21 protein-coding genes, 1 tRNA gene and 1 pseudogene are annotated in these 26720 nt (G+C 69.6%); 10 read left to right on the top strand and 13 right to left on the bottom strand.

Going from position 1 to position 26720, the window contains the following annotated elements; genetic code table 11:
* The 5 genes from AC1DVI_RS15075 to AC1DVI_RS15055 form a co-directional block, all read right to left on the bottom strand.
* Positions 1 to 3560, bottom strand: a 3560-nt coding sequence (locus tag AC1DVI_RS15075) for a DUF4347 domain-containing protein (protein ID WP_476958633.1), incomplete at its 3' end; no start/stop codon positions are given.
* 508 nt (positions 3561 to 4068) lie between these two features.
* Positions 4069 to 6303 carry a xanthine dehydrogenase family protein molybdopterin-binding subunit gene (locus AC1DVI_RS15070; RefSeq protein ID WP_476958632.1) on the bottom strand — a complete coding sequence of 745 codons (2235 nt, stop codon included), beginning with the start codon at positions 6301 to 6303 and terminating at the stop codon, positions 4069 to 4071.
* Positions 6300 to 6800 (bottom strand): (2Fe-2S)-binding protein, encoded by a 501-nt coding sequence (locus AC1DVI_RS15065; protein ID WP_476958631.1) that lies wholly within the window; start codon positions 6798 to 6800, stop codon positions 6300 to 6302. The genes AC1DVI_RS15070 and AC1DVI_RS15065 overlap by 4 nt, the downstream gene beginning before the upstream one ends.
* 16 nt (positions 6801 to 6816) lie before the next feature.
* A complete protein-coding gene (locus AC1DVI_RS15060) occupies positions 6817 to 8247 on the bottom strand; it encodes a c-type cytochrome (RefSeq protein WP_476958630.1) in 1431 nt (476 codons plus the stop codon).
* Between the two features lie 79 nt (positions 8248 to 8326).
* Positions 8327 to 9793, bottom strand: coding sequence for an ATP-binding response regulator (locus AC1DVI_RS15055; protein ID WP_476958629.1), 1467 nt, complete (start codon positions 9791 to 9793; stop codon positions 8327 to 8329).
* Between the two features lie 541 nt (positions 9794 to 10334).
* Here AC1DVI_RS15055 and AC1DVI_RS15050 point away from each other — a divergent pair.
* The 3 genes from AC1DVI_RS15050 (at position 10335) to AC1DVI_RS15040 (ending at position 11741) form a co-directional block, all read left to right on the top strand.
* Complete coding sequence (locus AC1DVI_RS15050; RefSeq protein WP_476958628.1) at positions 10335 to 10715, top strand: hypothetical protein; 381 nt, start codon at positions 10335 to 10337, stop codon at positions 10713 to 10715.
* Between the two features lie 236 nt (positions 10716 to 10951).
* On the top strand, positions 10952 to 11356 hold the full coding sequence (locus AC1DVI_RS15045; protein ID WP_476958627.1) for a response regulator: 405 nt from the start codon (positions 10952 to 10954) through the stop codon (positions 11354 to 11356).
* 22 nt (positions 11357 to 11378) lie between these two features.
* Positions 11379 to 11741 carry a hypothetical protein gene (locus AC1DVI_RS15040; RefSeq protein ID WP_476958636.1) on the top strand — a complete coding sequence of 121 codons (363 nt, stop codon included), beginning with the start codon at positions 11379 to 11381 and terminating at the stop codon, positions 11739 to 11741.
* 87 nt (positions 11742 to 11828) lie between these two features.
* On the opposite strand, the gene AC1DVI_RS15035 is transcribed toward AC1DVI_RS15040, so the two are convergent.
* From AC1DVI_RS15035 to AC1DVI_RS15025, 3 genes are all read right to left on the bottom strand, one after another.
* A tRNA-Tyr gene (locus AC1DVI_RS15035) sits at positions 11829 to 11914 on the bottom strand.
* Positions 11915 to 12063: 149 nt separating this feature from the next.
* Complete coding sequence (locus AC1DVI_RS15030) at positions 12064 to 12705, bottom strand: nitrogen fixation protein NifQ (protein WP_476958626.1); 642 nt, start codon at positions 12703 to 12705, stop codon at positions 12064 to 12066.
* 119 nt (positions 12706 to 12824) lie between these two features.
* Positions 12825 to 13268 carry a CoxG family protein gene (locus AC1DVI_RS15025; RefSeq protein WP_476958625.1) on the bottom strand — a complete coding sequence of 148 codons (444 nt, stop codon included), beginning with the start codon at positions 13266 to 13268 and terminating at the stop codon, positions 12825 to 12827.
* A gap of 92 nt (positions 13269 to 13360) precedes the next feature.
* Here AC1DVI_RS15025 and AC1DVI_RS15020 point away from each other — a divergent pair, with 92 nt between their 5' ends.
* Positions 13361 to 13780 (top strand): secondary thiamine-phosphate synthase enzyme YjbQ, encoded by a 420-nt coding sequence (locus tag AC1DVI_RS15020; protein ID WP_476958624.1) that lies wholly within the window; start codon positions 13361 to 13363, stop codon positions 13778 to 13780.
* A gap of 19 nt (positions 13781 to 13799) precedes the next feature.
* Here AC1DVI_RS15020 and AC1DVI_RS15015 read toward each other — a convergent pair.
* Together AC1DVI_RS15015 and AC1DVI_RS15010 are read right to left on the bottom strand one after the other, a co-directional pair.
* Positions 13800 to 14183, bottom strand: a pseudogene (locus tag AC1DVI_RS15015) (YkvA family protein); the annotation flags it as partial.
* Between the two features lie 15 nt (positions 14184 to 14198).
* Complete coding sequence (locus AC1DVI_RS15010) at positions 14199 to 15509, bottom strand: lytic murein transglycosylase (RefSeq protein WP_476958623.1); 1311 nt, start codon at positions 15507 to 15509, stop codon at positions 14199 to 14201.
* A gap of 228 nt (positions 15510 to 15737) precedes the next feature.
* On the opposite strand from AC1DVI_RS15010, the gene AC1DVI_RS15005 reads away from it, so the two are divergent.
* The 4 genes from AC1DVI_RS15005 to AC1DVI_RS14990 all read left to right on the top strand — a co-directional run bounded on the left by AC1DVI_RS15005 (position 15738) and on the right by AC1DVI_RS14990 (position 20977).
* Positions 15738 to 16088, top strand: coding sequence for a hypothetical protein (locus AC1DVI_RS15005; protein WP_476958622.1), 351 nt, complete (start codon positions 15738 to 15740; stop codon positions 16086 to 16088).
* Positions 16089 to 16122: 34 nt separating this feature from the next.
* Entirely contained in the window at positions 16123 to 16893 is a 771-nt protein-coding gene (locus tag AC1DVI_RS15000) for a DUF72 domain-containing protein (protein WP_476958621.1), read from the top strand.
* A gap of 44 nt (positions 16894 to 16937) precedes the next feature.
* Positions 16938 to 19580: a DUF2339 domain-containing protein gene (locus AC1DVI_RS14995; RefSeq protein ID WP_476958620.1), complete on the top strand. Its 2643-nt coding sequence runs from the start codon at positions 16938 to 16940 to the stop codon at positions 19578 to 19580.
* An 89-nt stretch (positions 19581 to 19669) separates the two neighbouring features.
* Entirely contained in the window at positions 19670 to 20977 is a 1308-nt protein-coding gene (locus AC1DVI_RS14990; protein ID WP_476958619.1) for a hydroxyacid-oxoacid transhydrogenase, read from the top strand.
* Positions 20978 to 21028: 51 nt separating this feature from the next.
* Here AC1DVI_RS14990 and AC1DVI_RS14985 read toward each other — a convergent pair whose 3' ends face one another.
* Both AC1DVI_RS14985 and AC1DVI_RS14980 read right to left on the bottom strand, forming a co-directional pair.
* Positions 21029 to 21802 (bottom strand): phage tail protein, encoded by a 774-nt coding sequence (locus tag AC1DVI_RS14985; RefSeq protein ID WP_476958618.1) that lies wholly within the window; start codon positions 21800 to 21802, stop codon positions 21029 to 21031.
* Positions 21803 to 21847: 45 nt separating this feature from the next.
* Positions 21848 to 22576 carry a phage tail protein gene (locus AC1DVI_RS14980; RefSeq protein ID WP_476958617.1) on the bottom strand — a complete coding sequence of 243 codons (729 nt, stop codon included), beginning with the start codon at positions 22574 to 22576 and terminating at the stop codon, positions 21848 to 21850.
* Positions 22577 to 22957: 381 nt separating this feature from the next.
* Between AC1DVI_RS14980 and AC1DVI_RS14975 the strand changes: the two genes are divergently transcribed.
* A complete protein-coding gene (locus AC1DVI_RS14975) occupies positions 22958 to 24034 on the top strand; it encodes a CgeB family protein (RefSeq protein ID WP_476958616.1) in 1077 nt (358 codons plus the stop codon).
* A gap of 401 nt (positions 24035 to 24435) precedes the next feature.
* The gene (locus AC1DVI_RS14970; protein WP_476958615.1) at positions 24436 to 25518 is read left to right on the top strand and encodes a glycosyltransferase; all 1083 of its coding nucleotides are present in this window, start codon (positions 24436 to 24438) and stop codon (positions 25516 to 25518) included.
* Between the two features lie 11 nt (positions 25519 to 25529).
* Here the strand turns inward: AC1DVI_RS14970 and AC1DVI_RS14965 are convergent, their stop codons facing one another.
* The gene (locus AC1DVI_RS14965) at positions 25530 to 26642 is read right to left on the bottom strand and encodes an N-acetyltransferase family protein (protein ID WP_476958614.1); all 1113 of its coding nucleotides are present in this window, start codon (positions 26640 to 26642) and stop codon (positions 25530 to 25532) included.
* Between the last annotated feature and the right edge of the window lie 78 nt (positions 26643 to 26720).

The following is a 26720-nucleotide window of genomic DNA, read 5'->3' as shown; positions in this document are numbered from 1 at the left end:
CCCAGCGTGTAGGTGTCGCTGTCCGACGCCACGGTGATCGTCACCGTCACCGTGTCGCCGACCTTGGCCGCCTGGTCGGGGATCGTCACGGTGGTGATCGACGGCGGCGTCGTGTCGGCCGTGTTGTTCGTCACCGACTGGTTGGTGACCGTCGCGGCATCGCTGCCGCCGGTCGCGTTCTGGATCGCCGCCACATCGTTGCCGCTGGTGGGATCGGTGTAGCTGACGGTGACCGTCTGCCCGTGCTGGACCGCCTGGGCCAAGGTCAGCGTGACCGTCTTGTTGACGCTGTTCACGGCGACGCTGGAGACGGTGACCGTGCTGCCGCCAGCCTTGACCTCGAAGGCGCCTGCCGCCGGGCCGTTCACGGCGTCCAGCGCGACGTCGTAGGTCAGGACCAGCGTCGTGCCCTCGACCTCGGCGCTTTGCAGGACCGGAGCGGGCGGGGCGAGCGCCACCAGGACGGACCCTGACGAGATCACCGTCATGGGGGTCAAGCCATCGTACGACGCATAGATGCTGAGGGGGAACGCACCGGAGGTGTCCGTGCCGGCGGACGTCACGTCGAAGGTCAGCGTGTAGGTTCCCTGCGCGATGATCCCCGAGAGACCGCCATCGGGAACGCCGTCAAGCTTGAGGTTCGAGACCGTCCAGCCGAACGGTGTGGCGACGTTGAAATGGAGCGTGGTCCCGACCAACCCCAGGGCGGGGGTGGTCACCGTGAACGAAACCTGAGTTGGGGTGCCGGCCGAAAAATTGGCCGTCGGGTTGTCCGGGGTCACCGTGACGTTGGGGAAGGAAATGTCCTGGAGATTGATCGCCACGGTGGCAACCTGATTGATCTCGGTGACGTTGTTGGAGGTTCCACTGTCGGTGATGGAGCGCAGGACAATGGGACGTGTTTCGCTCAGGCCGAATTGTGAGTTCGGAACCGGGCTGTTGATGAATGGCATCCCATAGGTGTTTTTGTAGCTGATGCCATCGATCATCGCGCCCATGTCGCTGTTGCTGAGCGACATTCCGCTCAACGTCACTGTGGCAACGCCGTTGACCAGCGAAACCGTGTAGTTGCCGTTGCCGAACGCACCCGAACCCGAAAAGAGCGGAATGGAGAAGCCGCCAATCGTAAGATAATTGTCGAAGCCTGGACCGACGATGTTGTGGACCGTCAACACCATGCCGGTGAAGGTCTGCCCGCTGTCGACGGTCGAGGCGGTCACCGAATCGAAGAGGTCAAATCCACCACTGCCGTTGCCACCCTGGAAGACTGGATTCTCGGTGGTGAGCGTCAGCGTCGGCGCGATGGACGTGGTGGAAGCACCCGCGACGTTGACGGTGGTGGAGACGCCGGTCAGGCTGGCGGTGTTGTTGCTGCCGCCGTCGTCGGTGACGCCGGTGATGGTGACGACGCGGTTGCCGGGCGTGACGATGCCGTTGACAGCGTCGCCGGCGTTGACGTAGGCGATGCCGTCGATCAGCGTCGCCAATTGGGTGCCGGTGAGACTGAATCCGCTCAGGGAGACCGTCGCCGTCGTGCCGCTGTACGACGTGGTGAGGACCGCCCCCGTCAGCGCCGGCGCCGTCACGGGCGTCCCGGCGGCGTTGGAGGTCAGGGAAATGGGCATGATGCCGTCGAGGGACAGCCACTCGTCGTCGACGACGTTGGTGACCGTCAGGGTCACGCTGGTGAAGACCTGTCCGACGTCGTTGGTGTCGGCGGACACACCGGAGAACAGGTCCACGGGCGCAGCGTTCTGAATGTAGGTCGGCGCGGTGCTCGTCGCCGTCAGGGTCGGCAGGCTCGAAGCCGGCGTGCCGACGTTGATGGTTGCGGAGACCCCGGTGATGTCGCCTGTGTCGACGCTGCCGCCGTCGTCGGTGAGGCCGGTGACGGCAATCATGCGCTGGCCGTCGGATGGAGTGCCGGCCGCGTTGTAATAGGTGATGTCGTTGATGAGCGAGGCCATTTCGGCATCCGACAGGGCCATGCCGGAGATCCTGATGGTCGCTGTGCCGTTGCTGACGGACACCGTCCCGGTGACCCTTGTCGCGCTCATCTGCACGGGGTCCGCAAAGTGTGACGCGCCGTCGACCAGGTAAAGTTCAAGCGGACCCATCATGCCGGGCACGGTGAAGTACAACGCTTCGTTGGCGCCATCCAGCATGCCGGTCACGGTAACCGTCATGGCGGTGAAGATCTGCCCGCTGTCGTTGGTGCTGGCCGTGGCCGATGAGAACAAGGGCTGCGTCTGGGAACCGCTGTAGGTCGGCGTGCCGCCCGTAGCGGTCACCGTGGGGGCATGAAGTTGAACCGTGAAGCTGGTTCTGAAATCCGGAATATCGACGCCGCCCTGGTTCTGGATGGCGGTGGTGCTGTCCACGGTGTCCCCGTCGTAATAACGGAGGGAGACAGCATCCCCACTTTGGAAAATGTAGCCGTTGCCAACCTCAACGATGACGGTGCTGCCAATGACGTCGACGCCGGAAACATTGTAGTAGACGCCGTTGATGCGAATCTGTCCCGACGTCGACGAGGAGCCGAAAAACTGCTGGGTGGAAGGGGGATTGTTTTCATCCAGCGCTTGATCGAAGGACAGGACGACCTTGTTGCCTCCGATTTGTCCGGATGCGGACAGGAATTTCGGAGGGCGAGCCGTCAGCACCGTAACGTTGACGTCCACCGAAACGGTGTCCAGGCCGTAGGACGCCTGGATCACGCCGGTCAGGTCGTCACCCGCCGGGTCTTCGTACCGGAAGGCGATAGAGTCATTCAGCTGGAACTGGTGGCCGACGGTGAGGGTCACGAGGTTGTCGGAAACCACAGTGCTGATCAGGGCGACCGGCGTTCCATTGATCAGAATGGAACCGGTGCCCGCGTTCACGGTGCCGTCGGTCGCCACGAAATGGGTCAGCAGCGGGTTGCTCGTGCTGTCCAGGCTGTCGTCGTACTTGAGGGTGATGGTGTTTTCGCCGGTGTAGGCGAACGCTTCGTCGAAGAACGGTGCGGCCAGCACCCCGCGATACTGGTCGATCCGCAGGGCTTCGGTCCGCACCGTGCCACGCATCCAGGCAAGATCCCAATCGCCACCCAACTCCGCGGCGCCCGTCAGAGTGCGGGACGCCGCCATGTCGGCGCCGGTGATGCCGGCCAGCGCGTCGAGGAACGACTCGCCGTGGCCGCTCGCCACGTTGCAGCCGTAGAGCAGGATGTCGCCATCCTGGGCGAGGCAAGCGCCGATGGCCGTCAACTCCGCCTCGCGCGCCGTCAGCGCCGCTTCGTCGAGCCGGGCCGCGCCGAGTTGCAACCCGCCCTCGAAGCCGTGGCACAGCACATGGAGCGCCCGGATGCCGTGGCGCCCAGCCAAAGCCTGCGCCATGACCGCCACGCCGTCGCGGCCTTCGCCGATCAAGACCGCCTCCACGTCGGGGGGAAGCCCCGCCCGAAGATCCCGCCAGCCGGCAAGGGCGGTGTCGATGACGGCAATCTCGGTTGCCGTGCGGAGGAAGCGACCGGAGGTGGTGACGCGCGTGGTGGGGGCGACGGTGGGCGCTTCGGACATGGCGGACGTGTTTCCTGAATGGGACGCAATCAGGGGTAGAGGTTTCTCGAAAGAAACGGTTACCCCTTTTGATTTCACATGCCCACAACATGATGGCTCGGTCAATACGTCCAATGCACGGAAGTGGTATTTGACACAGCTGTTCTGCTGTCTTCTGCAAGAATAGGCACACATTTTAATGTTTCATATTGCAGCATATTACGTTATTTGGTGCATTAATGCATTGTTAATGTGCAGAGTCGTTCCGAAAAATTCATGAATTAACTTGGTTTTTACTTTACAGATCTGCAAAAAGTGGCAATGAGTACCAGTAAAAGTGGCGCAAGCGGAAATTGCGACAGCAAGCAATGCCCGCGGTTTGCTGCGCCTCGCGTCTTGGCATGACGCAGCGACGGCGGGCGGGAAGGCCGCTCACCCTCGGTCGGGCCCTCGTCCTTCTTCGTCCGAAGGTGGCAAGCCATTCGTTCTGTTCATCGGGATGATTGCGGAAAGCCCTCCAGGGCTGACCTCACCCGGCGGCGGTCGACTCGCGCACCCGGTCGGGGGTGAAGGGCAGGTCCCGCAAGCGCCGGCCGGTCGCCCCGCGGATGGCGTTGCCGATGGCCGCGGCGGTCGGACCCTGCGCCGCCTCGCCGGTGCCAAGGAAGGGATCGCCGGGCCGCTCGACGATGTGGACGTCGATGCGGTCGGGCACGCTGGCGAAGCGCAGGATGGGGTAGCTGGCCCAATCCACCGAGGTGACGCGGGTGTCGTCGTAGGCGACGCGCTCGAACAGGGTCCAGCTCATCGCCTGGATGATGCCGCCTTCCGTCTGGTTGCGGATGCCGTCGGGGTTGACGATCTCGCCGCTGTCGATGGCGGCGGTGGCGCGGGTCATCCGCACCCGCCCGCTGCCGCGGTCCACCGACAGTTCCACGGCCAGCGCCAGATAGGCGGCGTGGTTCTTGTAGCGGGCGAAGGCGAAGCCATGGCCGAAGCCCGGCGCCGGTGCGGCGCCCGTCCAGCCGAAGCGCTCCGCCGCCAGTTCCACCACCCGGCGGGCGCGCGGGTCCTCCAGGTGACGCAGGCGGAACTCCACGGGGTCGGCGCCGGCCAGCCGCGCCAGATCGTCCATCATGCTTTCCAGCGCGAAGACGTTGGCGTAGGCGCCGAGCGACCGCAGCGCCGACACCCGCAGCGGCATGTCGGGCAGGAAGTGCCAGAGGACGCGGCTGTTCGGGATGGCGTAGAGCGGGATGGCGTTGCGGTCGCCGTTGCCGGCGGGGGTGATCTGCATCGCCGCCGGTTCGGCCGGGAAGGGGTCGGCCCGATGGCGGGCGGCCAGCAAGGCGCCGGCCCCGCCGGGACGGGTGGTGTGGGTGTTGGACCAGACGTCGAAGGTCCAGCGGTCGATGCGCCCGTTTCCGTCCAGGGAGGCCGCGGCCTCGATCATCATGGCCGGGCCATAGGGTTCCCCGGCATGCTCCTGCTCGCGCATCCATTGCACCCGCACCGGGCGGCCCGGCAGCTTGCTGGCGATCAGCGCCGCATCCGCCGCCGCGTCGTCGGCGCCGTTGTGGCCGTAGCAGCCGGAACCCTCCCTGTGGATCACCCGCACCCGCTCCACAGGCAGGCGCAGCATCTCGGCGATGGCCTTGCGGTCGGGATAGACGCCCTGGGTGTGTGACCAGACGGTCATCCCGTCCTCACCCATCACCGCCACGCCGCAGGACGGCCCGATGGAGCCGTGAAGCTGGTAGGGGCGGGTGAAGCGGGCGCGCAGGCTGCGCGGCCCGTCCGCGATGGCGCCGACCTCGCCCTTCGCGTCCACCGTGCCGACCTCGCGCTCCAGCCCGCGCAGGAGGTCGGGCAGGGGGGTGTCGCCGGGTAGGGTCGCCGGCTCCTCCCAGCGGACGGCGGCGGCGAGGGCGCGCATCGCCTTGACCGCCCGGTATTCCTTGTCGGCCACCACGGCGAGGAAGTTCCCGTCGCGCAGCACGGCGACCACCCCCGGCATCGCCTCCACCCCGGCGGCGTCGAGCGCGGTCAGCCGGGCGGCGGGGCTGGGTGGGCGGACGATGCGGGCGTGCAGCATGCCCTCCAGCCGAAGGTCCTGCACATAGGCCGCGCCGCCGGTCACCTTGGCCGGAATGTCGACGCGGGGCAGCGGCTTGCCCATCACCGACAGGCGGTCCGGCGCGGTCAGCGGGGCGTCCGCCGGCACATCCACGGTCAGGTCGAGCGAGGTGGCCAGTTCCCCATAGCCGAGCACCCGCCCGTCCGGCGCCGTCACCCGCTTGTCGGCGAAGCCCAGCGCGTCGGCCGGCGCGCCGAGGCGCCGCGCCGCTTCCTCCGCCAGCAGGGCGCGGGCCTGGGCTGCGGCGGCGCGGATGGCGGTGGCGCTGTTCTGCATGGACTGGCTGCCGGCGGTGTAGCCCTCGTTCGGGGTGCGGGCGGTGTCGGCGGTGACCAGGGTTATGGCGGCGGGCGGGACGCGCAACTCCTCCGCCGCGACCTGGAGCAGGGCGGTGCGGATGCCCTGACCCAGTTCGGCCTTGCCGGTGAAGACGGTGATGGCGCCGTCCGCGCCGATGCGCACCCAGGCGTCGAGCCGGGGCGTCTGGGCGAGGCTCCCGGGCCTTGCGTTACCGCTTGCTCCGGTCTGGGCGACCAGTGGGCGGGCCAGCGACACGGTGACCACCAGGGCGCCGCCGCCGGCCAGAAGGCCGCGGCGGGTCAGGAGGAACGGGGTGTGATCGCTCATCCGCCGGCCCTCCTGTTCGGAACGCCGGTCTCGGCGTGGCGCATGGTGTCGGCGGCGCGGCGGATGGCCCGCAGGATGCGCATGTGGGTGCCGCAGCGGCACAGGTTGAACTCCAGCGCGCGGCGGATCGCGGCGTCGTCGGCGTCCGGCCGCTCCTGGAGCAGGGCCTGTGCCCGCATCATCATGCCGGGGATGCAATAGCCGCACTGGGCCGCCTGCTCCTCGATGAAGGCGCGCTGCATCGGGCCGGGGGCCTCGGCGGTGCCCAGCCCCTCGACCGTGGTGACGGCGCGCCCCTGCATCAGCAGGACCGGCGTGACGCAGGACAGCACGGCGCGCCCGTCCACCATCACCGTGCAGGCGCCGCATTGGCCCAACCCGCAGCCGAACTTCGCCCCGTTCAGCCCCAGATCGTCGCGCAGCACGTAGAGCAGCGGCGTGTCCGGGTCCGCCTCAACCCGCTGGAGGGTGCCGTTCACCGTGAGGTCGATCGCCATGATGGGCTCCCTTCATTCAATCCGTGGCGCCGACGTTGGGGGGCGCCCGTTCGATGCCGTCGGCAGGGCGGACGGCGACATGGTGCGCGCCGCTCCGCGTGTCGGCCACCAGCCGCTCCAGTCCGTCCCACGGCGGCTGCTCGCTGAAGCGCCCGCGCAGGAAGCGCAGCAAGGCCACCATGTCGGCGTCGGACAGCGCGCCGCCGAAGGCGGGCATCACCGCACTGACGGTGCCGTCGCCGGGCGGCAGGCCGAACAGCGTGACGTTGACGATGTTCTGGGGGGTGGACGCGTTCACCGCCGTGCTGAGCGCGAAGGGCAGCCCGCCGAAGGGCAGCGGCCGCCCGGACTCATGGCAGGTGGCGCAGGTCGTGCGGTAGATCGCCTCGCCCCGCTCGTCCACTCTGGACGGAGCCCCTTCAGAGCCCGCGGCAAGGGGCCGGTTCAGGCTGTCGGCGGCGGATAGGCTGGAGCCCGGCGGCGTCCCGGCATCGGCGGTGAGGCGCGGAACCAGGGCTTGCAGGTCTGCGCCGCGGCGCTGGCGCTCGGCGCTGGGGCGACCCATGCGGTCGGCGACATAGGCGGCGATGGCGGCCACGTCGGCGTCGGGCAACCCGGCGAGGTTGCCGGTGACCTCCGCCATCGGCCCGCGCGACACGCCGTGGGCGGGGTGCCAGCCGTGCCGCAGGTAGAAGGTCAGGCTGTCCGCCGTCCAGGGGACGGGCGCCGGGGAGTGTTCGTTGATGGGGTAGGCGGTCCAGCCCTCGGCCTCGCCGCCGGCCCAGGCGCGGTCCTCGTCCACCGCGCCCAGCGCGTTGCGCGGGCTGTGGCAGGCGCCGCAATGGCCCAGCCCCTCCGCCAGATAGGCGCCGCGGTTCCAGACCTCCGGCTTGGCCGGGTCGGGGGTGAAGGCGCCCTCGCGGAAATAGAGCAGCTTCCACCCGGCCACCGCCATGCGGATGTTGAGCGGAAAGGGCAGGTCGTTGGCCGGCGCCTCCGCCCGCACCGGGGAGCGGGTCATCAGGTAGGCGTAGAGCGCCCGGTTGTCGGCGTCGCCGACCCGCGTGTAGTGGTCGTAGGGGAAGGCGGGGTAGAGATGACGCCCCTCGCGGTCCACCCCGCGCCGCATGGCGCGGGTGAAGGCCGCCTCGCTCCAGCGGCCGATGCCGGTTTCCTCGTCCGGTGTGATGTTGGTGGAGTGGATGGTTCCAAAGGGCGTCGGCAGGGCCAGCCCCCCGGCGAAGGACCGTCCGCCCGGCACGGTGTGGCAGGCGATGCAGTTCCCCACCGCCGCCAGCCGCGCCCCTTCCGCCACCAGTTCCGGCGCGAAGCCGTCCGCCGCCGGGCGCGGCTGCGGCGGGATCTCCGTCTCCCACGCCCAGGCGACGGCTCCGGCACCCACCGCCCCGGCGCCCAGCGCCAGCAGGATGGCGACCTTGCCGATCAAACCACGCCGTGTCCTCCTTCGCCCCATGCGCGCCCCTCCCACGATGCGAACAGGCGGAGCGGGGGATTGTTCTGGAGACTCACCGCTCCATGACGTCGTCCAGCGTGGCGGCGAGGTCGCCGGGCTCCACCGGCTTGTGCAGCAGGCGGCAGCCGATGTTGCGGGCTTCGCGCAGCCGTTCCGGCGCCGTGTCGCCGGTGATGATGACGACCGGCACGTCCCAGCGGCGGCGTACCAGTTCCGCCACCGTGCGCCCGGTCTGTCCGCGTGGGAGCCTGTGGTCGGCGAGAACGACGTGCGGACGGCTGCGCAGCCGGGGCAGGCGGTCGGCCAGTTCCTCCGCCGAGCCGACGGCGGTCACCTGGACGCCCCAGCGTTTGAGCAGCATGGTCATGGCGTTGCGCACCCGCTCGTCGTCCTCCACCAGCAGCACCCGCCGGCCCTTCATCCGGTCCGTCGGGGATGCCGTCGCCGCGGCGCTGGTGGCCGCCGCCGCCATGGCGCGGGCGGCGGCGGTCAGGCGGCGGTCGGGATCGGAGATGCCGGGTTCGGTAGCGTCGGGTTTGGTGAGGACGGCGCGGGGTACGGTCACCGTAAAGACCGTGCCCCGCCCGACCTCCGACCGCAAATCCAGCGTCAGGCCCAGCAGCCGCGCCGTGTGGGCGACCAGCGGCAGGCCGAGCCCGAAACCCTTGACCGCGCTGCGCTCCGGATTGTCGAGTTGGTGGAACTCCTCGAAAATGGCGGCGCGGGCGTCGGGGGGGATGCCCCGCCCGTCGTCCCACACCTGGAATTCCAGCGCTCCGGGCCGCCGCCGGCAGCCGAGCAGGACGCGCTTTCCGCTCCCTCCGCCGTGGCGGATGGCGTTGGACAGCAGATGGGTGAGTATCCGTTCCAGAAGCCGCGCGTCGGTCCGCACCGCCACACAGGAGGGATGGACATGCAGGCTCGTCCCCTCGGACGTCGCAATGTCCCGGAACTCCTGGGCCAGACGGCGCATCAGCGCGGCGGGGCGGAAGTCCGAGACCGCGACGTCCACCGCGCCGGCCTCCAGCCGGGCGAGGTCGAGCAGGCCGCTCAGCATGCCGCTCAGGCTGTCGATGGAGGCCTGGAGCAGGTCCGCCGCCTCTCTGGCCGCAGGGTTCGCGCCGACCGCGCCGCTCAGGATGTGGGCGTAGAGCGCCGCTGCCTGGATGGGTTGGCGCAGATCATGGCTGGCGGCGGTCAGGAAGCGGGCCTTGGCCCGGTCGGCACGCTCCGCCGTCTCATGGGCGTGGCGCAGCTCCTCCGCCCGAGCGGCGCGGCTGTTCTCGGCGCGATGCAGACGGTCGCGGAGCCGGCCCATCTCGCGCCGTTGCTCGACCAGTTCGGCGGCAAGCCGCGCGCTTTCTTCGACCAGACGACCGGCGTCGCGTTGCAGGCGGTCCGCGGTCCGCAGCCCCTCGGCGAGGTTGCGGTTCAGCGCCCCCAGGCTTTCCCGCAACGCTTCCCCGGTGGTTGACCCACCTTTGTCCGGTTTGTCCGAATCCGCTTTCTTGTTCGGCATTGACGTCTCCACGATGGCCCCGCTCACCGCCGCAAAACAACTTTCGGCTCATAGATCCACGCATGTCGGGTCATAACAGCGCAGAACAGGAATTGTTTTCGAACCAGCAACGATTCACGCGCGTGCAAAGTTCCTGATCATCACCCCAAGGCTGTCGATTGCGGGGCGGCGACACGCGGTGCCCAAAAGGGCGGCAGATTGTCGCGCATATGACATGTCCTGTCGGCGACAGGATGGAAGGTGGAGGGCACCGGGACGGTCGCTGCTCTGTTGAGTCCCGAGACGCCGTTCCGGTGTCGATACGGACGCCATGGGCTAATCAGGTGGAGTCTCAAGGCGATACGGGAACCCGGCGGCGTGGCGTGGCACCCCTGCGCCGTCGCCCCCGGCCGCTGGCACGACGGTTGCTTTGTGAGCAAACGAACGCAGGTTTCCACCATGCGGGATGTTCTTGATCTTGTTCGTTTGACGAACAATCTAACGTTTCTGGCGCCTGCGCGGCCCGTGGCTGGTGCATTTGGAGGCAGGTTTGATCAACCCTATGATTACAGCCACCGCTGGTTGGTCCGAGGCGGTGGAAGAGCGGGCGCAACGCCTGCTTCGCTATCAGGTGGGGACCGAAGGGCCGGAGGGCGATCCGGTGACCGTACAGACCATGTTCGAGCGCTGCGGCTTCACGCCGGTTGCCAGCGCCCGATTCCTGATGTGCATCCCGCCGATGACGGCGATGCACGAACTGACCAAGACCGTCACGCGCTTCCGTATCGACGGCGAGGTCTGCCCGGACCCGGCGGGCATGGCGAAGGCGGCGCTGTCCTTTGCCGGGCGCGCTGTGGCGGTGCATGAATTGCACCCGGAGCGCCGGTTCGTCGCCGGACTCATCTCCTCTCTCCTGGGGTTGCAAGATCCCAGTCGGCGGTAGGGCGGGGCGATCGTCGGACGTGCCTTCAGCCCATGCGGAAAACCAAGGGCCGTGCGGTTTCGCGCGGCCCTTCACCGTGTCCGGCTGGGGGAATTCCCTATTCTTTAAAAGTTGTAACCGTCCTTTGGTTGCTCGTTCGGCGGACTCGCTTTATCAGTGTTCGACTGTATGACCATGGGCTGGTCCCACCAGTACCCTGGCCAGTTCCCTGGGCTCGGGCGAAGGAGGGTGCGGCGATGGACAGGAAGCCGGTCGACTACGGGCAGTACAGCATCCTGGTCATCGAAGATCAGCCCTTCGTGCGCCGGACCATCATGCAGATCCTTTTGCAGATCGGCTTCCGCTCGATCGCCGAGGCCGACAACGGGGAGACCGGCATGCGGGAGTGCATCCGCGCCACCCCCGACGTGATCGTTTGCGACATCGACATGAAGCCGGTGTCCGGCCTGCAGTTCCTGGCCGAGCTGCGGGCCAGTGCCGAGGTGCGGAACCGCCGCACGCCGGTGGTCTTCCTGACCAACCACACGGAATCCGAAATCGTGAAGAAGGCCATGGCCCTGGGCGTCAACGGCTTCGTCGTGAAGCCGCCGTCCTTCGGCGCCCTGAAGGAGCGGGTTGACCGCCTGCTGGCCGGCAAGTGAGGATCGGCAAGTGAGAGAGAGGATGGGGGACGTGGTGCGGCGTGCGGTGCTGTGCGGTCTGGCGGTGCTGCCGCTGGCCGCCTGTTCGGGGGAACCGGGCGAGTCCGACATGCGTAAGCTGGTGGAATCGCACACCCGGCGGGCGCTGGACGGCCAGGGGCAGGGCGGCTTCCGCGGCTTCGAGGGCTTTCGCAAGCAAGGCTGCGTGGACACCAAATACCGGAACGGCGTCCCGAAGCCGGAAGACAAGCAATATGATTGCTACTATGCGGCGACCTTCGCGCCGCAGCCGGGCGCGACGGCGATGACGGTCAACGGCAAGGGCCGCTTCACCCGCACCGACAAAGGCCTGACCTTCGAGGATCTGGGAGCGCAGCCACGTTGATATGGCGCGCTGATGCGGCAACAGTTCAGCGTTGTCTGGAAAAGGAAACGGCCGGCCATGACCCTGTCATGAACCGGCCGCGTCAGATGGTGGAAGGGGCTGGATTTGAACCAGCGTACGCTTACGCGGGCAGATTTACAGTCTGCTGCCTTTAACCACTCGGCCACCCTTCCGCTGATGCTTGACGCGACCATCGGAGACCTGCCGTTCATCGGGCCTTGCTTGGCCTTCCGTCCGGCGGGTGGCGTTATCTAACGGGTGGCGGCGCTCCGGTCAAGCGGCTTTCTTCACCCGCAACGCATCTTTGTTCACGCCCCTTCGTTTAGGCCCCCTCGCCACGGGCTACGCGGGCCAGGGCGCTCAGCGGATCGCCGTCCTCCGCGCTGAAGCAGGCGCTGAAGTCGTCGCACACCTCGCAGTTCGGCGATTTGCAGAGCATCAGCCCCTCGCGCTCGCACAATTGGCGGTAGAAGAACTTCTTCCACTTCATGTCGCCACTGTTCAGCGCGACCAGCGACGGGAAATGGCGGCGGAACATGGCGTTCAGCTCCCGCCGGTTGGCGAAGCCCATGTCCTGCCAGAGATGGTTCGGCCCCAGCGTGCGGCGGGCGACGATGGCGGCCAGCCACTCCTCCTCGACCGTCCCGGCGGCGCGGTGGTCGAGCAGGAAGGCCCGCAGGTCCTCCTCCTCGATGGCGTCCTCGCCGCTGCCGTCCGGCAGGGTGGCGAGAAGATGGGCGAAGCCCGCCGCGTGCCGCCGGATCAGTTCGACCAGCGCGTCGCGTCCCAGCCCCAGCGAGGCGGTGACGCCGCCGGGATGCTGCGCGGCCAGCCCCACGATGCGGGTGAACAGCAGCCGGTCGAGCGCCGGACCATCCGGAACGCGATCCAAGGCGTCGGCGGGCGGATGGATGGGGAAGGCCGCGGAATCGGCAACCTCCGCAGTCATGGGGTCGGCAATCATGGTCGGCGAACTCCCGCATCGGGGGGTTGTTCGGTCATGACCATGATGGTGGATCAAATTCCCGCAACTGCGAAGTGGTTTTTTGCGGGTGCGTTATTGGAGCCTGCCCGGCATCCGCTTCAGCCGTTCAGGACCTCCACCGTGAAGCGCTCGAAGAAGCCGTCGATGACGCGGTCGGCCTTGGCCTTGACGAGCTTGACCGCCAGCCGCCCGACAGCCCCGCCCAGCGCCGCCGCGAGGGTGAAGGACAGGTGGGTGTGGCCGTCCACCTCCTCCAGCGTGATGCGGGCCTCGCCCTTGACCGCTCCGGCAAGGCCGCCCTTGCCCTCGGCGTAGAGGATGTAGAAGCGCGGCGCGTCCTCCGGCGCCACCCGGACGTTGCCGGCGAAGCGCGCGTTCAGCGGCCCGACCGTGGCGCGCACGCGCGCGGTGTAGTCGGTGGGCGACAGCCGGTCCATCTCCTCCAGCACCGGGATGCAGCGTTGCAGCACGGCTGGATCGCAGAGCGCGGTGAAGACCCGCTCGCGCGCCGCCGGAATCCGGTACTGGCCGTTCAGTTCCATGGATCACCTGTTGTTGGTCGGGAACGCCAAGCGATTTGGTGTATGGATGACCCGCTTCCAAGACGCGCAATCGAGCACGGAGGGCGACAAACATGCGGCAGGCCGTCACGACGCTGACCACCCGGACCCGCGGCCAGGGCCTGTTCGAGGTGACGGAGCCGGTGGCCCGCTGGGTCGCCGCCCAGGGGATGGAGAGTGGTCTGCTGACCGTCTTCTGCCGGCACACCTCGGCCTCGCTGGTCATCCAGGAGAACGCCGACCCGGACGTGCGCGGCGACCTGGAGCGCTTCTTCAAGCGGCTGGTGCCGGAAGACCCGGCGCTCTATGACCACACGCTGGAGGGGCCGGACGACATGCCCGCCCACATCCGCAGCGCGCTGACCACGGTGCAGTTGTCCATCCCCGTGCTGGAGGGGCGGATGGCGCTGGGCACCTGGCAGGGGATCTACCTGTTCGAGCACCGCACCCGGCCCCACGAGCGGACCCTGGCGCTGCATCTGCTGGGCGAATGAGGGCAAGGCGTCCGCGCGTCTACTCCAGCCCGCCCGCGACATAGGGTTCGAGCCACCAGAACAGGGCGACGGCGGCGACCAGCCAGATCCCGACCATCAGCGCGGCGGCGGCGTAGCTGACCGGTCGGTCAGACAGCCTAGCGGCGGTGGCGCGGTGTTCCTCCAGCACCGCCGCCGGGATCAGGCGGATGACCAGCAGGATGCCGAGCGGCACGATCAGCAGGTCGTCCAGATAGCCCAGGACCGGCACGAAGTCGGGGATCAGGTCGATGGGGCTGAGCGCGTAGGCCGCCACCGCGGCGGCGGCCACACGGGCGTACCACGGGGTCCGCGGGTCGCGCGCCGCCAGATAGAGCGCGATCACGTCGCGCTTGATCCGCCGCGCCCAACCCTTCGCCGCTGCCAGCATCGCGGGCCGTCAGCCCGCCGCCGGGACGGGGGCGGCGGACTGGCGCAGCCGCTCCAGCAGGGACTTGGTGGCGAAGCCGTCCGGCACGGCGCCGATCGACTGCTGGAAGCGGCGCACGGCGTTGCGGGTGTTGGCGCCGACGATGCCGTCCGCCGTCCCCGGCTCCATGCCCAGCGAGGCCAACCGCTCCTGAAGCTCGATCCGCTCGTCGCGGCTCAGCGCCGGCTCGTGGCGCGGCCAGCTTCCCTGAACGCCGGAACGGCCCGCCAGACGGTCGGACAGCAGCGCCACCGCCAGCGCGTAGCTGGTGGAGGGGTTGTACTTCATGATCGCCCGGAAATTCTCCCGGACCAGGAAGGCCGGCCCCTGCGCTCCGGCGAGCATCAGGACGGCCGCCCGCTCCTCCTCGCCGCCGCTCAGCTCGCCGCCGGTGACCGGGCGGACGCCGAGGCGGCGCCATTCGGACAGCGGCTTGCTGATGTTGTATTCGGCCTGTTCGTAGGGGAAGCCGGCGGGCAGCGTGACCTCCTCGCCCCAGCGCTCGCCGGTGCGCCAGCCGTTGGCCTGCACGAACTTCGCGGTGGAGGCGAAGACGTCGGGCAGGCTGCCCCAGATGTCGCGCCGCCCGTCGCCGTCCTCGTCGGTGGCGTGCTTCAGGAAGATGGTCGGCATGAACTGGGTCTGGCCCATGGCGCCGGCCCAGGAGCCGCTCATCCGCTCCGGCGGGATGTCGCCGCTGTCGAGGATGCGCAGGGCGGCCAGCAGCTCCGTCCGGAAATAGCTGGCGCGGCGGCCCTCATAGGCCAGCGTGGTCAGCGCGTCGACGACGGAGAAGCCGCCGGTGAAATTGCCGAAGTCGGTCTCCACGCCCCAGAAGGCCACCAGGATCTCCGCCGGGACGCCGGAGCGCTGGCTGATGCGGCGCAGCAGCGCGCCGTTGTCCTGGATGCGCTGGCGCCCGGCCTGGATGCGGCGGTCGTTGACCGCGCTGTCGAGATACTGCCAGGGCTGGCGGTTGAACTCCGGCTGGGAGGAATCCAGCTCGACCACCCGGTCCGACAGCTTCACGTCGGTGAAGGCGCGGTCGAAGGTCTGGGCGCGGATGCCCTGGCCGAGCGCCTCGGCGCGCAGGGCCTTCAGCCAGTCGGCGAAGCTGAGGGCGGGCTGGACCGGGGCCACGCTGGCCGGGGCGGCAGCCGTCGCCTTCGCGGTTCCGGACGTGGTGGTGGCCGACACGGGCGGGGCGCCCGTCGTCTGGCAACCGGCCAGGATCGTGGTGGCGAGCAGGAGGCGGACGGGAAGGGACAGCAGGGGGCGCATGCGCTCTCGTGACCAACAGGGAAAAGCTGTGCCGGAGCCTAGGACGGACGGCTCTTTCACTCAACGGACAAGTTCTGGGGGTGTGTCCCGAAAACCTTCCAAGCAGCCAGGGCTTGACCGTGAACAAAACTTGAACAAACGGTCTGAAATCCCCATATCCAGGGCATTCCGAAACCAGAGAAGAGACGTTCGCGGCCCGCCCCCGGCGCGCCGCCGAGAGGGTTCGCCATGCCGTATTTTCCGACCATCGAACTCACCACGCAGGTGTCCCTGCTGCTGGCGCGGGGGGCTCTGCGCCTCAATCCCGGCCAGTGGGTGCGGGGTCCGAAGGGGCATGGCCGCTACCTGCGCACCGACCCGCGGACCGGCACCACCTATGTGAGCTGGCTGCGCCCCGGCGATGATTGGGAAACCGCGTCGCAGCGCTTCAGCCGGGCCTGCCGGAAGGGCTTCATCGGGCGTTACCGCGGCGGCTACGAGGCGGAGAAGGTGCGCCGGGAGATGGCCCGGCTAATCGCGGACGCAGACCAATCGGGTGGCGCCGCACGGCGGGACGAGCGGCAGCCGACGCTGTTCTAAGGCGGGAACGCACGCGCCCAGGGAGAGCAGAGGCTTGGCCGAAGGGACCATCAACGCCATCCGCATCGGCTGCGCCGGCTGGAGCATCCCGAAACCCTCCGCCCCGGCCTTCCCGGCGGAGGGCACGCATCTGGAGCGCTACGCCCGCGTCTTCCCGATGGTGGAGGTCAACAGCCGATTCTACCGCCCGCATAAGCCGGAGACCTGGGAGCGCTGGGCGGCCTCTGCGCCGCCGGATTTCCGCTTCGCGGTCAAGCTGCCGCGTGCCATTACGCACGAGCAGCGTCTGAAGGACTGCGCCGCCCCGCTGGAGCATTACCTGCACGAGGTCGGGCATCTCGGCGGCCGGCTGGGGCCGCTGCTGGTGCAGTTGCCGCCGACGCTGCGGTACGAGCCGGCGGTGGCCGGCCCCTTCTTTGCGGCCCTGCGCGAGCGCTTCGCCGGCCTCGTCGTCTGCGAGCCGCGCCACCCGAGCTGGTTCGCGGCGGAACCGGACCGGCTGCTGGTCGACCACGCCGTCGCCCGCGCGGCCGCCGACCCGGCCCCGGTGCCCGCGGCGGCGGAGCCGGCGGGCTGGGACGGCTTCCGTTACTGGCGGCTGCACGGTTCGCCGGTGATGTACCGCAGCGCTTACCCGCTGGACGTGCTGGACCGGTTGGCCCGGCGCTTCCGGGACGAGGCGCGGGAGCGTCCGGTCTGGTGCGTCTTCGACAACACCGCCGACTTCCACGCGGTCGACGACGCGCTGACGCTGATGAGCCGTTTGGGTGCCTCCACAGGTCAGAGAGACAAGCCCGGCGCCTGACCGCTATCGTTGCGCGAACGCAAGCGCAGCCGGGGCGGTCGGGCATGGACGTCATTCTTCTGGTGCTGATCGGGGCCATCGTAGCCCACCGGTTCAACCGCCGGCTGACGGCGCAGGAGCGCGAGATCGCCCGGCTGCGGCAGGCGCTGGAGCGGGTACAGGGGCCGGCGACGGTTGACGCCGCGCCGGTCGAGGCTCCGGCCGCGGACACCGCCGTCATGGTGGAGACCCCGCTGGAACCGCCGCCGATCCAACCGCTCCCGGAGCCCTCTCCACCCCCGCTGTCCGTGTGGAGCCGGCTGGAGGACGCGCTGGCCGGGCGCTGGTTGATCTGGCTGGGCGGGGCCACGGTCGCCCTGGCGGCGGCCTTCTTCATCAAGATGTCGATCGAGCAGGGCTGGCTCGGCCCCGGCGTTCGCGTCACGCTCGGCCTGCTGTCCGCCGCGGCGCTGATGGTCGGCGGGGAATGGCTGCGGCAGCGCGGCGGAGGGGCGGGGACGGAGGGCCGCGATCCGGTGCCCCCGGCCCTGACCGCGGCCGGGCTGTTCACCGGTTTCGCCAGCGTCTATGGCGGCTATGTGCTCTACGACCTGTTCGCCCCGCCGGTGGCCTTCGCGCTGCTCGGCGGGCTGGCGGCGTTGGGGATGGCGCTGTCGCTGCTCCAGGGCCCCTACATCGCGGCGCTGGGGCTGCTCGGCGGCTTCGCGACGCCGCTGCTGGTTTCGTCCATCGGGGGATCGGCCTGGGGGCTGTTCGCCTATCTTCTGGCCCTGTCGGGCGCCGGCATGACGGTGGTGCTGTGGCGCGGCTGGCGCTGGCTGGGGCTGGGCACGCTGATCGGGGCGGCGGGCTGGGTGCCGGTCTGGTACGTCGGCGGCTGGAGCCCCGGCGACGCCCTGCCGGTCGGCCTCTATCTGCTGCTGACCGCCGGGCTGTTCCTGATGCCGGCCCTGCTCGCCGGGCCGGTCGAGGCGATGCCGCGCACCACCCTGTTCGACATGCTGCGCTGGACGGGGCGCCCGCGCGCCGACCGTCTGGCCGTCGCGGCGGTGGCGGTACTGGGGCTGCTGATGGCGATGCTCGTCACCGTGGACGGCCACCGCACCGGATCGCTGGTGATGCTGGCCCTGTTCGGGCTGCTCTGTATCGCTGCCGGTCGCCGGGTCGAGCGGATCGCCGGCATAACCTGGATCGGCGCGCTGGCGGTTCTGCTGGCCTTCGCCGGCTGGACGGTGCCGCGCTGGCCGCTTCCGCCGCCCGCCGTCACCGCCGACGGGCATCCCATCGTTCCATCACCGGGCGCGGGGTTGCCGTTCCAGTCCGGGCGGTTCCTGTGGGCGGTGGGCGGCTTCGCCTTGCTCTACGGGATGTGCGGCTTCATCGCCCTGTGGCGGTCGACGCGGGCGGCGCTGTGGTCGTCGCTGGCGGCCTGGATGCCGGTGGTGCTCCTGGCGCTCGCCTACTGGCGGTTGGACCCGCCGCAGGCCGACACGCTGTGGCCGGTGGCCAGCCTGGCGCTGGCGGCGCTGCTGGTCGCCGGAACCGGCCCGCTGGCCCGCCACCGCCACCAGCCGGGTGTCAGTCTCGGGCTGGCCGCCTTCGCCGCCGGGGCCGTCGGGGCGCTCAGTCTCGGCGCGGTCATGATGCTGCGCGAGGCGTGGCTGACCGTGGCTCTGGCCGCCCAGGTGCCGGTACTGGCGTGGCTGGAGTGGCGGATGGGGCTGCGCTCGCTGCGCGCGGTGATCCTGCTGGTGGCCGGCGCCGTCCTGGTCCGGCTGGCGCTGAATCCGTCCGTGTTGGAGTATGGGGAGGACGGGCTCGGCTGGATCGTCTACGGCTACGGCCTGCCGGCGGCGGGCTTCTTCCTGGCCGCCCATTGGCTGCGCTCCGCGCCGGACGGCAGGGGGGATGACGGGGTGGTGGCGCTGCTGGAGGCCGGCGGGCTGGCCTTCGTCACGCTGCTGCTGTCGCTCGCCATTCAGGCGCTGACCCGCGGCACGCTGGACGAGCCGCCCGACACGCTGCGCGAGGTGGCGCTGCACACGCTGGTCTGGCTGGCGCTGGCCCTGCTGCTGGCGACGGGGCGGCGCTGGCGGACGCGGCCGGTGGCGGTGTGGGGGCGGCGCATCCTGGCCGGGCTGGCGGCGCTTCAGGCGGCGGCGCTGCATCTCGTTGCCCTGAATCCGTTGTGGAGCGACGAGGCGGTGGGCGCGTGGCCGGTGGCGAACACGCTGCTGCTCGCCTATGGGCTTCCGGCCCTGCTCGGGCTGCTGTTCCTATGGGTGGAGCCGCTGCCGGCCCGCCTGCGCCCGTGGGTCGCGCTGCTGCCGCTGGCGCTGCTCGGCACCAATCTGGCGCTGGAGATCCGCCACGCCTTCCAGGGACCGGTGCTATCCGGTCCGGACCTGCCGGACGCCGAATGGTACGGCTACTCCGTCGGCTTCCTGGCGGCGGCGGTGCTGATGCTGGTGGCCGCCCTGCGGTACCGGCTGGGCTGGCTGCGCCACGCCGCGATGGCGCTGATCCTGGCGGTGGTCGCCAAGGTCTTCCTCAGCGACATGGCCGAGCTGGGCGGGCTGTACCGCGTCGCCTCCTTCCTTGGACTCGGGTTGAGCCTGATCGGCGTCGGCTATCTCTACCGGCGGCTCCAGGGCGCTACGCCGCAGGGAGGGCAAACAATCGCCTAAGCGAACGGTCGGGTTGACAGCCGCCCCCCTCCCGCGCTCCGATGGTAGGCAACCAATCCAGAAAAGCAGAACCAGGGAGGCCCGCAGCCATGACCACCCCCATCGCCCATCCCATCCTGCCGAACGGCGATAGCGGCTTCACGGTGGAGGCCGCGTCGATGAAGTTCGGCCGCGGCATGCTGGCAGAGGCGGGGAACGACGCCAAGGCCATGGGCATGCGCCGGGTGGCCCTGTTCACCGACCCCCATGTGGCCGCGATCGCACCCTTCGCGGCGGCGCTTGAGTCGCTGAAGGCGGCGGGGCTGGACGTTGCCGTTTACGACCGTTGCGCGGTGGAGCCGACCAGCGCGTCCTTCCTGGAGGCGGCGGACTTCGCCCGCGACGGCCGGTTCGACGGCTACGTCTCCATCGGCGGCGGGTCGGTGATCGACACGGCCAAGGCGGCCAACCTCTACGCCACCCACCCGGCGGACTTCCTCGCTTACGTCAACAAGCCGCTGGGCGAGGGGCGCCCGGTGCCCGGCCCGGTCAAGCCGCACATTGCCTGCCCGACGACCTGCGGCACCGGCAGCGAGACGACCGGCGTCGCCATCTTCGACCATGTGGAGATGCGGGTGAAAACGGGCATCTCCTCCCGCTATCTGCGGCCGAATCTGGCGCTGGTCGACCCGGCGACCATCGACAGCCTGCCGCCGGGCGTCATCGCCTCCACCGGCTTCGACGTGCTGACCCACGCCATCGAGAGTCACACCGCGCGCTCCTACCGCTCCCGCCCGAAGCCCGACGCGGCCAACCCGCGCCCGCCCTATCAGGGCGCCAACCCCTGGTCGGACATCGGCAGCCTCCAGGCGATCCGGCTCGGCGGGCAGTATCTGGAGCGCGCCGTCAACGATCCGGCGGACGAGGAGGCGCGCGACGCCCTGATGTTCGCGGCGACGCTGGCCGGGCTGGCCTTCGGCAACGCGGGCGTTCACATCCCGCACGCCATGTCCTACTCGGTCGCCGGAATGAACCACAGTTTCACGGCGCGTGGCTACGAGAAGGCCAACCCGATGGTGCCGCACGGCATCTCGGTGGTGCTGAACGCCCCGGCAGCCTTCCGCTTCACCGGCTCCGCCGAGCCCGAGCGCCATCTGCGCGCCGCCGAGGCGCTGGGGGCGGAGGTGCGGGACGTGTCCCCGGCGGACGGCGGCGCCGTTCTGGCCGCCCGGCTGATCGCCATGATGCGCGCCACCCATCTGCCGAACGGCCTGTCGGCGCTGGGCTACGGCGCGGCTGACATTCCGGATCTGGTGCGCGGAGCGATGGCCCAGCAACGGCTGCTGACCATCGCTCCCCGCCCGGTGACGGAGGAGGATCTGCGCGGGCTCTACGCCGACGCCATGACCTATTGGTGAGCGCACCGGCAGGTGGCCTCATCCCGCGGGACGAGGCCACCCGCAACGATGCTACGGACGGTTCGGGTACAGCCCCTGGGTCGCGATGCAGACGGTCTGCCCGATCGCCGGAGACTGGGTGGAAACCTTCTGGGTGGCGCCGGCCGACGCGGGTGCGACGGTCACGGTGCCGCCGGTGATGCCGGTGTTGGGAACCGTGACGGTGCCGCTGGCCGTTCCGGCGACGCTGGCGGCTGTGCTCGGCGCCGGGCCGCTGGTGTTGTACGGTCCGATGATGGTGCTGCCGGCGCCGCCGTCGTCGACCGAGGTGCCACCGAGATAGACGGTGCCCGAGGTCGGGGCCGACACCGGGCTGCCGCCGGTGGTGATGGGCAGGCTGACGGTGCCGGTGAAGGGAACGGTGGTCGAGCCGCCCGAGCCGCCGCCGGTGCCGACGAAGGTGGCGGTGTGGGTGTGCGGCTGCAGCGGAACCTGCGCCGCCGATAGCAGAAGCTCCTGTTGGCCGACCTTGGCGCCGATGGCGATGTTCGCCAGCCCGGGGCCGGTGCCGGACCCGATGGCGGCGCGGCCGCGCAGATCGGGAACGGCGAAGAGATCCGCGTTGTTGCCGCCGTAGCGGTAGCCGATCAGGGCGAACAGTGCCTGGTTTTCGCGGACTGTCAGCGTGCGGCCGTCGGCCACCACATAGCCCTGCGGGCACCAGTCGAACGCGTAGGTGCAGATGGTGCCGATGTACGGTTCCACGTTGCAGGCGGCGGCGGGGGTGCTGAACAGAGCCAGGCCGCTGGTCATCGCAAAGGCGGCGGAGAGAAGAGTCTTGCGCATGATGTGTCCTCGGCGTTGAAAGGGGGCTTTTGTGGCAGCAACCCGTTACGGACGGTTCGGGTACAGGCCGTTGGCTACGATGCAGATGGTCTGGCCAATCGCCGGGGACTGGGTGGAGACCTTCTGGGTGGCGCCGGCCGCCGCCGGGGCGACCGCCACGGTCCCGCCGGTGATGCCGGTGTTTGGAACCGTGACGGTGCCGCTGGCCGTTCCGGCGACGCTGGCGGCCGTGCTCGGCGCCGGGCCGCTGGTGTTGTACGGTCCGATGATGGTGCTGCCGGCGCCGCCGTCGTCGATCGAGGTGTCGCCGAGATAGACGGTGCCCGAGGTCGGGGCCGACACCGGGCTGCCGCCGGTGGTGATGGGCAGGCTGACGGTGCCGGTGAAGGGAACGGTGGTCGAGCCGCCCGAGCCGCCGCCGGTGCCGACGAAAGTGGCGGCGTGGGTGTGCGGCTGCAGCGGAACCTGCGCCGCCGACAGCAGAAGCTCCTGCTGGCCGACCTTGGCGCCGATGGCGACGTTCGCCAAGCCGGGGCCGGTCCCGGTGCCGATGGCGGCGCGGCCGCGCAGGTCGGGGATGCCGAAGATGTCCGCGTTGTTGCCGCCGTAGCGGTAGCCGACCAGCGAGAACAGCGCCTGATATTCGCGGACGGCCAGCGTCCGGCCATCGGCCGGAACGTAGTTGCGGGGACACCAGTCGAACGCGAAGGTGCAGACGGTGCCGATGTACGCCTCGTCGTTGCAGGCGGCCGCGGGGGTGCTGAACAAAGCCATCCCGCTTGCCATCGCAAGCGCGGCGGTGAAAAGAGCCTTGCGCATGATGTGTCTTTCGCGTTGGGATTGTTTTTTGAGTTTTGACGCTTGGTTGTCACACAAGTGAATGATTTTCTTTTTTCACGAACTTATTATCTCATATCCCCCTTAGGTGGTTAAACGACATTTTTATACAAATTCATTCATAGTTGGATCCCTTCTGCAGTAAACACGCAAAGCGTGCGGCGCCGGCGGGGGAGCCGGCCTGCCGGCCGCGACGGCGGACCCCTGGGGCACCCCCTCCGCGCGGGTCCGGCGTCCGGAACACGAACGGACGGGGCACGTTGTTCCGGAAGGGCCATCGGGATGGAGGCTCGGGGGCGGAGGCATGGCGCCAACATCATGAAAATCATCATCTTCGGACAATCCATCAGCTCCTCCTGGAGCAACGGGCACGCCACCCTGTGGCGGGGGCTGGTCAAGGCCCTGGCGCGGCGCGGCAACCGCGTCGTCTTCCTGGAACGCGACACGCCCGAGCGGGCGGAGCACCGCGACCTGTGGGACATCCCCGGCGGGGAGCTTCTCCTCTACGACCGCTGGGAGGATGTGGCGGCGGCGGCGCGGCGTCACGCCGACGAGGCGGACGTCGCGATGGTGACCTCCGGTTGTCCGGACGGAGCGGCGGCCTCCCACCTCGTACTGGAGTCGAAGGCCCAGCGCACGGTCTATTACGACCTCGACACGCACATCACCCTGTCCCGTTCCGAAACGGGGGAGCGGCCGGCCTATCTGCCACCGGAGGGGCTGGGCGGATTCGACACCGTGCTGAGCAGCACCGGCGGGCAGGCGCTGGAGGCGCTGAAGACGCAGTTGGGCGCGCGGTTCGTCGCACCGCTCTACGCCTGGGTCGACCCGGACCTGCACCGTCCCGCCGATCCGGTGCGGCGCTATCTCGGCGACCTCTGCCACCTCGGCGCCTGGGTCGAGGACCGGCGGGCGGCGCTGGAAGCGCTGTTCATCGAGCCGGCCCGGCGGCTGGGACGGCGGCGCTTCGTCCTGGCCGGCGGCGGCTATCCGGACGACGCGTCCTGGGGGGCCAACATCCAGCGCGTCCGGCATCTGCCGCCGGCGGAGCACGCGGCCTTCTTCTGCTCCTCCACCCTGACGCTGAACGTGACGCGCCAGCCCCTGAAGGCGATGGGCTGGTGCCCGTCCATCCGGCTGTTCGAGGCGGCGGCCTGCGGTGTTCCGGTGATCTCCGACGAATGGGAGGGGATCGGCGCCTTCTTCGAGCCGGGACGCGACATCCTGGTCGCGCGGGAAACCGACGACGTGACCACGGCGTTGATGCTGCCGCGCGGCCATCTCGCCACGCTGGCCCAGCGCGCGCGGTCGCGCGTTCTGGAGGAGCACACGGCGGAACGGCGGGTGCGGGAATTGCGCTCCATCCTCGACATCAAGGGGGGCGGCGATGATTGATCCGACGTTCCCCGGTTGCCCGGCTTGCCTCTGTTGGAAGTAAGCCGCCCTTGGCGTCCTGACCGTCCGGTCGGGTTCCCGGTTCCGAGGTCGGCAACCCGGTGCAGGACGGCTATCCCTTCCGCGAGTCGATCCACTTCCAATACCCCGGTTACCGGCGACGCATTTTCGTAGAAAACAATAACGGGGCAATGGCAACAGGACTGTCCCGATTCCGGCTTTTCTCCGGGCCGCCAAGATGTCGGAGAGAAAGAAGAGCGTGCGTCAGACAATAAGTTCCAATGAATAACACCACAGGGACATGGGATGAACGAAGCGGTGATGCGCAGGAACAGGCCGGCTGGAAAACGTCACCCGAGCGTCGGCGCCCCTTCGGGCCTTCGTTTTCTGGAGGCGGCACGATGGGATTGACCATCCTCACGGTGGCGTCGCCTTTCGCCCCGGTCGGCGCCGATCCGGAGAGCGAAGGCACGGCCGAGCAGGTGGCCGGCGCCATCGACGCCGCCCTGGTCCGCGCCGGGCACCGCTCGGTCGTCATCGCGCCGGAGGATTCGGCGGTGGCGGGAACGCTGATCCCGCTGGCGCGCGTCCATGGCGGGGCCCACGGGCAGGCGCCGGACGAGCGGGCGCAGGCCGCTGTTCTGAGGCGGGTCGCCACCGTGGTCGCCAAGGCGGTGGAGGATCATGCGCCGGATCTCGTCCACCTCCATGTCCGTGACTTCGACCTCCTGCTGCCGCCGCAGGACGTTCCGGTCCTGGCGACACTCTACCAGCCGCTGGACCGCTACCGGCCGGAAGCCCTGACGGTCCCGCGAGCGAACCTCCATCTCCAGCCGGTGTCCGCCGCGCAGGTGCGCGGGGCTTCGCCCGGCCTGACGTTCCTGTCGCCGCTGGAGATCGGTGTGGCGGTGGACCGCCTGCACATCCGCGTGCCGAAACGCCGCTTCGCCGTCTGCCTGGGCGACATCGAGCCGGAGATGGGCTTCCACATCGCGCTGGACGCGGCGCGGCAGATCGACATGCAACTTCTTCTCTGCGGCGGCCTGTCCCGCGGCGCGGAGGAGCAGCGCTACCTTCAGGAAGAGATCCGGCCCCGGCTGGACCCCAAGCGCCGCTTCCTCGGGCGGATCGGCTTTGGGCGCAAGCGCTGGATGCTGGGGGCGGCGCGCTGCCTGCTGGCGCCCAGCCTGATGTCGGAGCCGACCCCCGTCGCGGCGCTGGAGGCGCTGGCCTGCGGCACCCCGGTGGTGGCCTTCCCGACCGGCGCCCTGGCCGACCTCGTGGAGCCCGGCGTCACCGGTTTCCTGGTCAAGGACGCCGAGGAGATGGCCCGCGCCATCGAGGACTGCGAGGGCTTGGACCCCGACGCCTGCCGCGCCGTCGCCCGCGCCCGCTACTCGCTGGATGGCATGACGGAACGTTATCTGGCGCGGTTCGAGGAGTTGGTCGCGGGACGTCCGGCGGCAGCGGCGGGGGTGGCGTAGCGCCCCTTCCTTTACGGCTTGGCTCCATAGAGCCTGGCCATCGACACCTGGTCGGCCAGCCGCCCGTCGATCAGGCTGTGGCGGCGGGCCACCGCCTCCTCCTCGAAGCCGTGCTTGGCGTAGAAGCGCCGGGCGCGGCTGTTGTGGCCGAACACCCAGAGCGACAGCCGGTGCAGCCGCCGCGCCCGCGCCCAGAGGTCCGCCGCGCCGATCAGGCGTCCGCCGATGCCCTGCGCCCAGAAGTCCCGGCGCACCGCCAGCCCCAGACCGGCCTCGTGCGCGGTGCGGGCGTAGGCGCCGGTCCACAGTGACAGCGACCCGGCGATGGTGCCGTCCGCGACGGCCAGCAGGGTGGCTGTCCGGTCGCCGATCCTCTGTTCGGCAAGGAAGCGCCGGGCCGCCGCGACATCCGGCAGGGATTCGGCGGCGCTGCGCATCAGGAAGTGGGTTTCGCTCCGCACCGCGCGGTCGTAGGCGAGGTAGGCGGCGGCGTCCGCGGGCAGGGCGGGGCGGATTTCCAACCGCCCGATCCGCGCCTGGAATGGCGCTTCGACGGTCAGGCCGGGCATCGGGACCGGCCATTCGGGAACGCCCTCCGCCCCGAGGACCTTGCCCATCAGCCGCTCGCTGCGCCACGCGCCGTTGACGCGCAGGACGTCACGCATCAGCCCCTCGTCGAGAAAGCCGAGCCGTTCGTAAAGGGACAGGGCGCGGCTGTTGCTCTCGGCCACGGTGAGTTCCAGCCGGTGCGCGCCGGTCCGCCGCGCCCAGGTCTCCGCCGCGGCGAACAGCGCGGTGGCGACGCCGCGCCCGTTCCAATCGCGCCGCACGCCGACCGCCAAGGTCACCGCGCCGCGGTTGCGGCGGAACCGCCCGCCATGGGCGCTGAGATAGCCGACGAGGTCCGCGGAGTGGTTGCCGACGGCCTCGGCGACGAAGATGGTGGAGTTGCCGGACGCCTGGAGGGCCGCGACGTCGCGTGCCCAGAAGGGCCGCTCGCCGGGCTCGCGCAGGAGGAAATCGCTTTCCGCGTCGATCCGCGCGACCAGAGCCAGCAGGGCGTGGCGCTCGCCGGGCCGGGCTTCGCGGACGGAAAAGCCGCCGATGGTCTGGATGTCCCGCATGGCGCGCAGCCTAGGCCCACCGCCGGCGGATGGCAAAGCGGTTGTTGCCGTGTGGCCGGCGCGGCTATCGTCGCGCCA

Source organism: Azospirillum sp. P4_B5 (assembly GCF_056402275.1).
The sequence above is the reverse complement of the archived record's forward strand: the minus strand, read 5'-3'. Positions and strand labels throughout refer to the sequence as shown.

Excerpts from the sequence above, each read along its gene's own strand:
- AC1DVI_RS14970 (WP_476958615.1), top strand. The coding sequence starts at position 24,436 with ATGGGATTGACCATCCTCACGGTGGCGTCGCCTTTCGCCCCGGTCGGC.
- AC1DVI_RS15040 (WP_476958636.1), top strand. The coding sequence starts at position 11,379 with ATGGGGGACGTGGTGCGGCGTGCGGTGCTGTGCGGTCTGGCGGTGCTG.
- AC1DVI_RS14995 (WP_476958620.1), top strand. The coding sequence starts at position 16,938 with ATGGACGTCATTCTTCTGGTGCTGATCGGGGCCATCGTAGCCCACCGG.
- AC1DVI_RS14985 (WP_476958618.1), bottom strand. The coding sequence starts at position 21,802 with ATGCGCAAGACTCTTCTCTCCGCCGCCTTTGCGATGACCAGCGGCCTG.
- AC1DVI_RS14980 (WP_476958617.1), bottom strand. The coding sequence starts at position 22,576 with ATGGCTTTGTTCAGCACCCCCGCGGCCGCCTGCAACGACGAGGCGTAC.
- AC1DVI_RS15045 (WP_476958627.1), top strand. The coding sequence starts at position 10,952 with ATGGACAGGAAGCCGGTCGACTACGGGCAGTACAGCATCCTGGTCATC.
- AC1DVI_RS15055 (WP_476958629.1), bottom strand. The coding sequence starts at position 9,793 with ATGCCGAACAAGAAAGCGGATTCGGACAAACCGGACAAAGGTGGGTCA.
- AC1DVI_RS15005 (WP_476958622.1), top strand. The coding sequence starts at position 15,738 with ATGCCGTATTTTCCGACCATCGAACTCACCACGCAGGTGTCCCTGCTG.
- AC1DVI_RS14965 (WP_476958614.1), bottom strand. The coding sequence starts at position 26,642 with ATGCGGGACATCCAGACCATCGGCGGCTTTTCCGTCCGCGAAGCCCGG.
- AC1DVI_RS15020 (WP_476958624.1), top strand. The coding sequence starts at position 13,361 with ATGCGGCAGGCCGTCACGACGCTGACCACCCGGACCCGCGGCCAGGGC.
- AC1DVI_RS15050 (WP_476958628.1), top strand. The coding sequence starts at position 10,335 with ATGATTACAGCCACCGCTGGTTGGTCCGAGGCGGTGGAAGAGCGGGCG.
- AC1DVI_RS15025 (WP_476958625.1), bottom strand. The coding sequence starts at position 13,268 with ATGGAACTGAACGGCCAGTACCGGATTCCGGCGGCGCGCGAGCGGGTC.
- AC1DVI_RS15010 (WP_476958623.1), bottom strand. The coding sequence starts at position 15,509 with ATGCGCCCCCTGCTGTCCCTTCCCGTCCGCCTCCTGCTCGCCACCACG.
- AC1DVI_RS14975 (WP_476958616.1), top strand. The coding sequence starts at position 22,958 with ATGAAAATCATCATCTTCGGACAATCCATCAGCTCCTCCTGGAGCAAC.
- AC1DVI_RS14990 (WP_476958619.1), top strand. The coding sequence starts at position 19,670 with ATGACCACCCCCATCGCCCATCCCATCCTGCCGAACGGCGATAGCGGC.
- AC1DVI_RS15065 (WP_476958631.1), bottom strand. The coding sequence starts at position 6,800 with ATGGCGATCGACCTCACGGTGAACGGCACCCTCCAGCGGGTTGAGGCG.
- AC1DVI_RS15070 (WP_476958632.1), bottom strand. The coding sequence starts at position 6,303 with ATGAGCGATCACACCCCGTTCCTCCTGACCCGCCGCGGCCTTCTGGCC.
- AC1DVI_RS15030 (WP_476958626.1), bottom strand. The coding sequence starts at position 12,705 with ATGATTGCCGACCCCATGACTGCGGAGGTTGCCGATTCCGCGGCCTTC.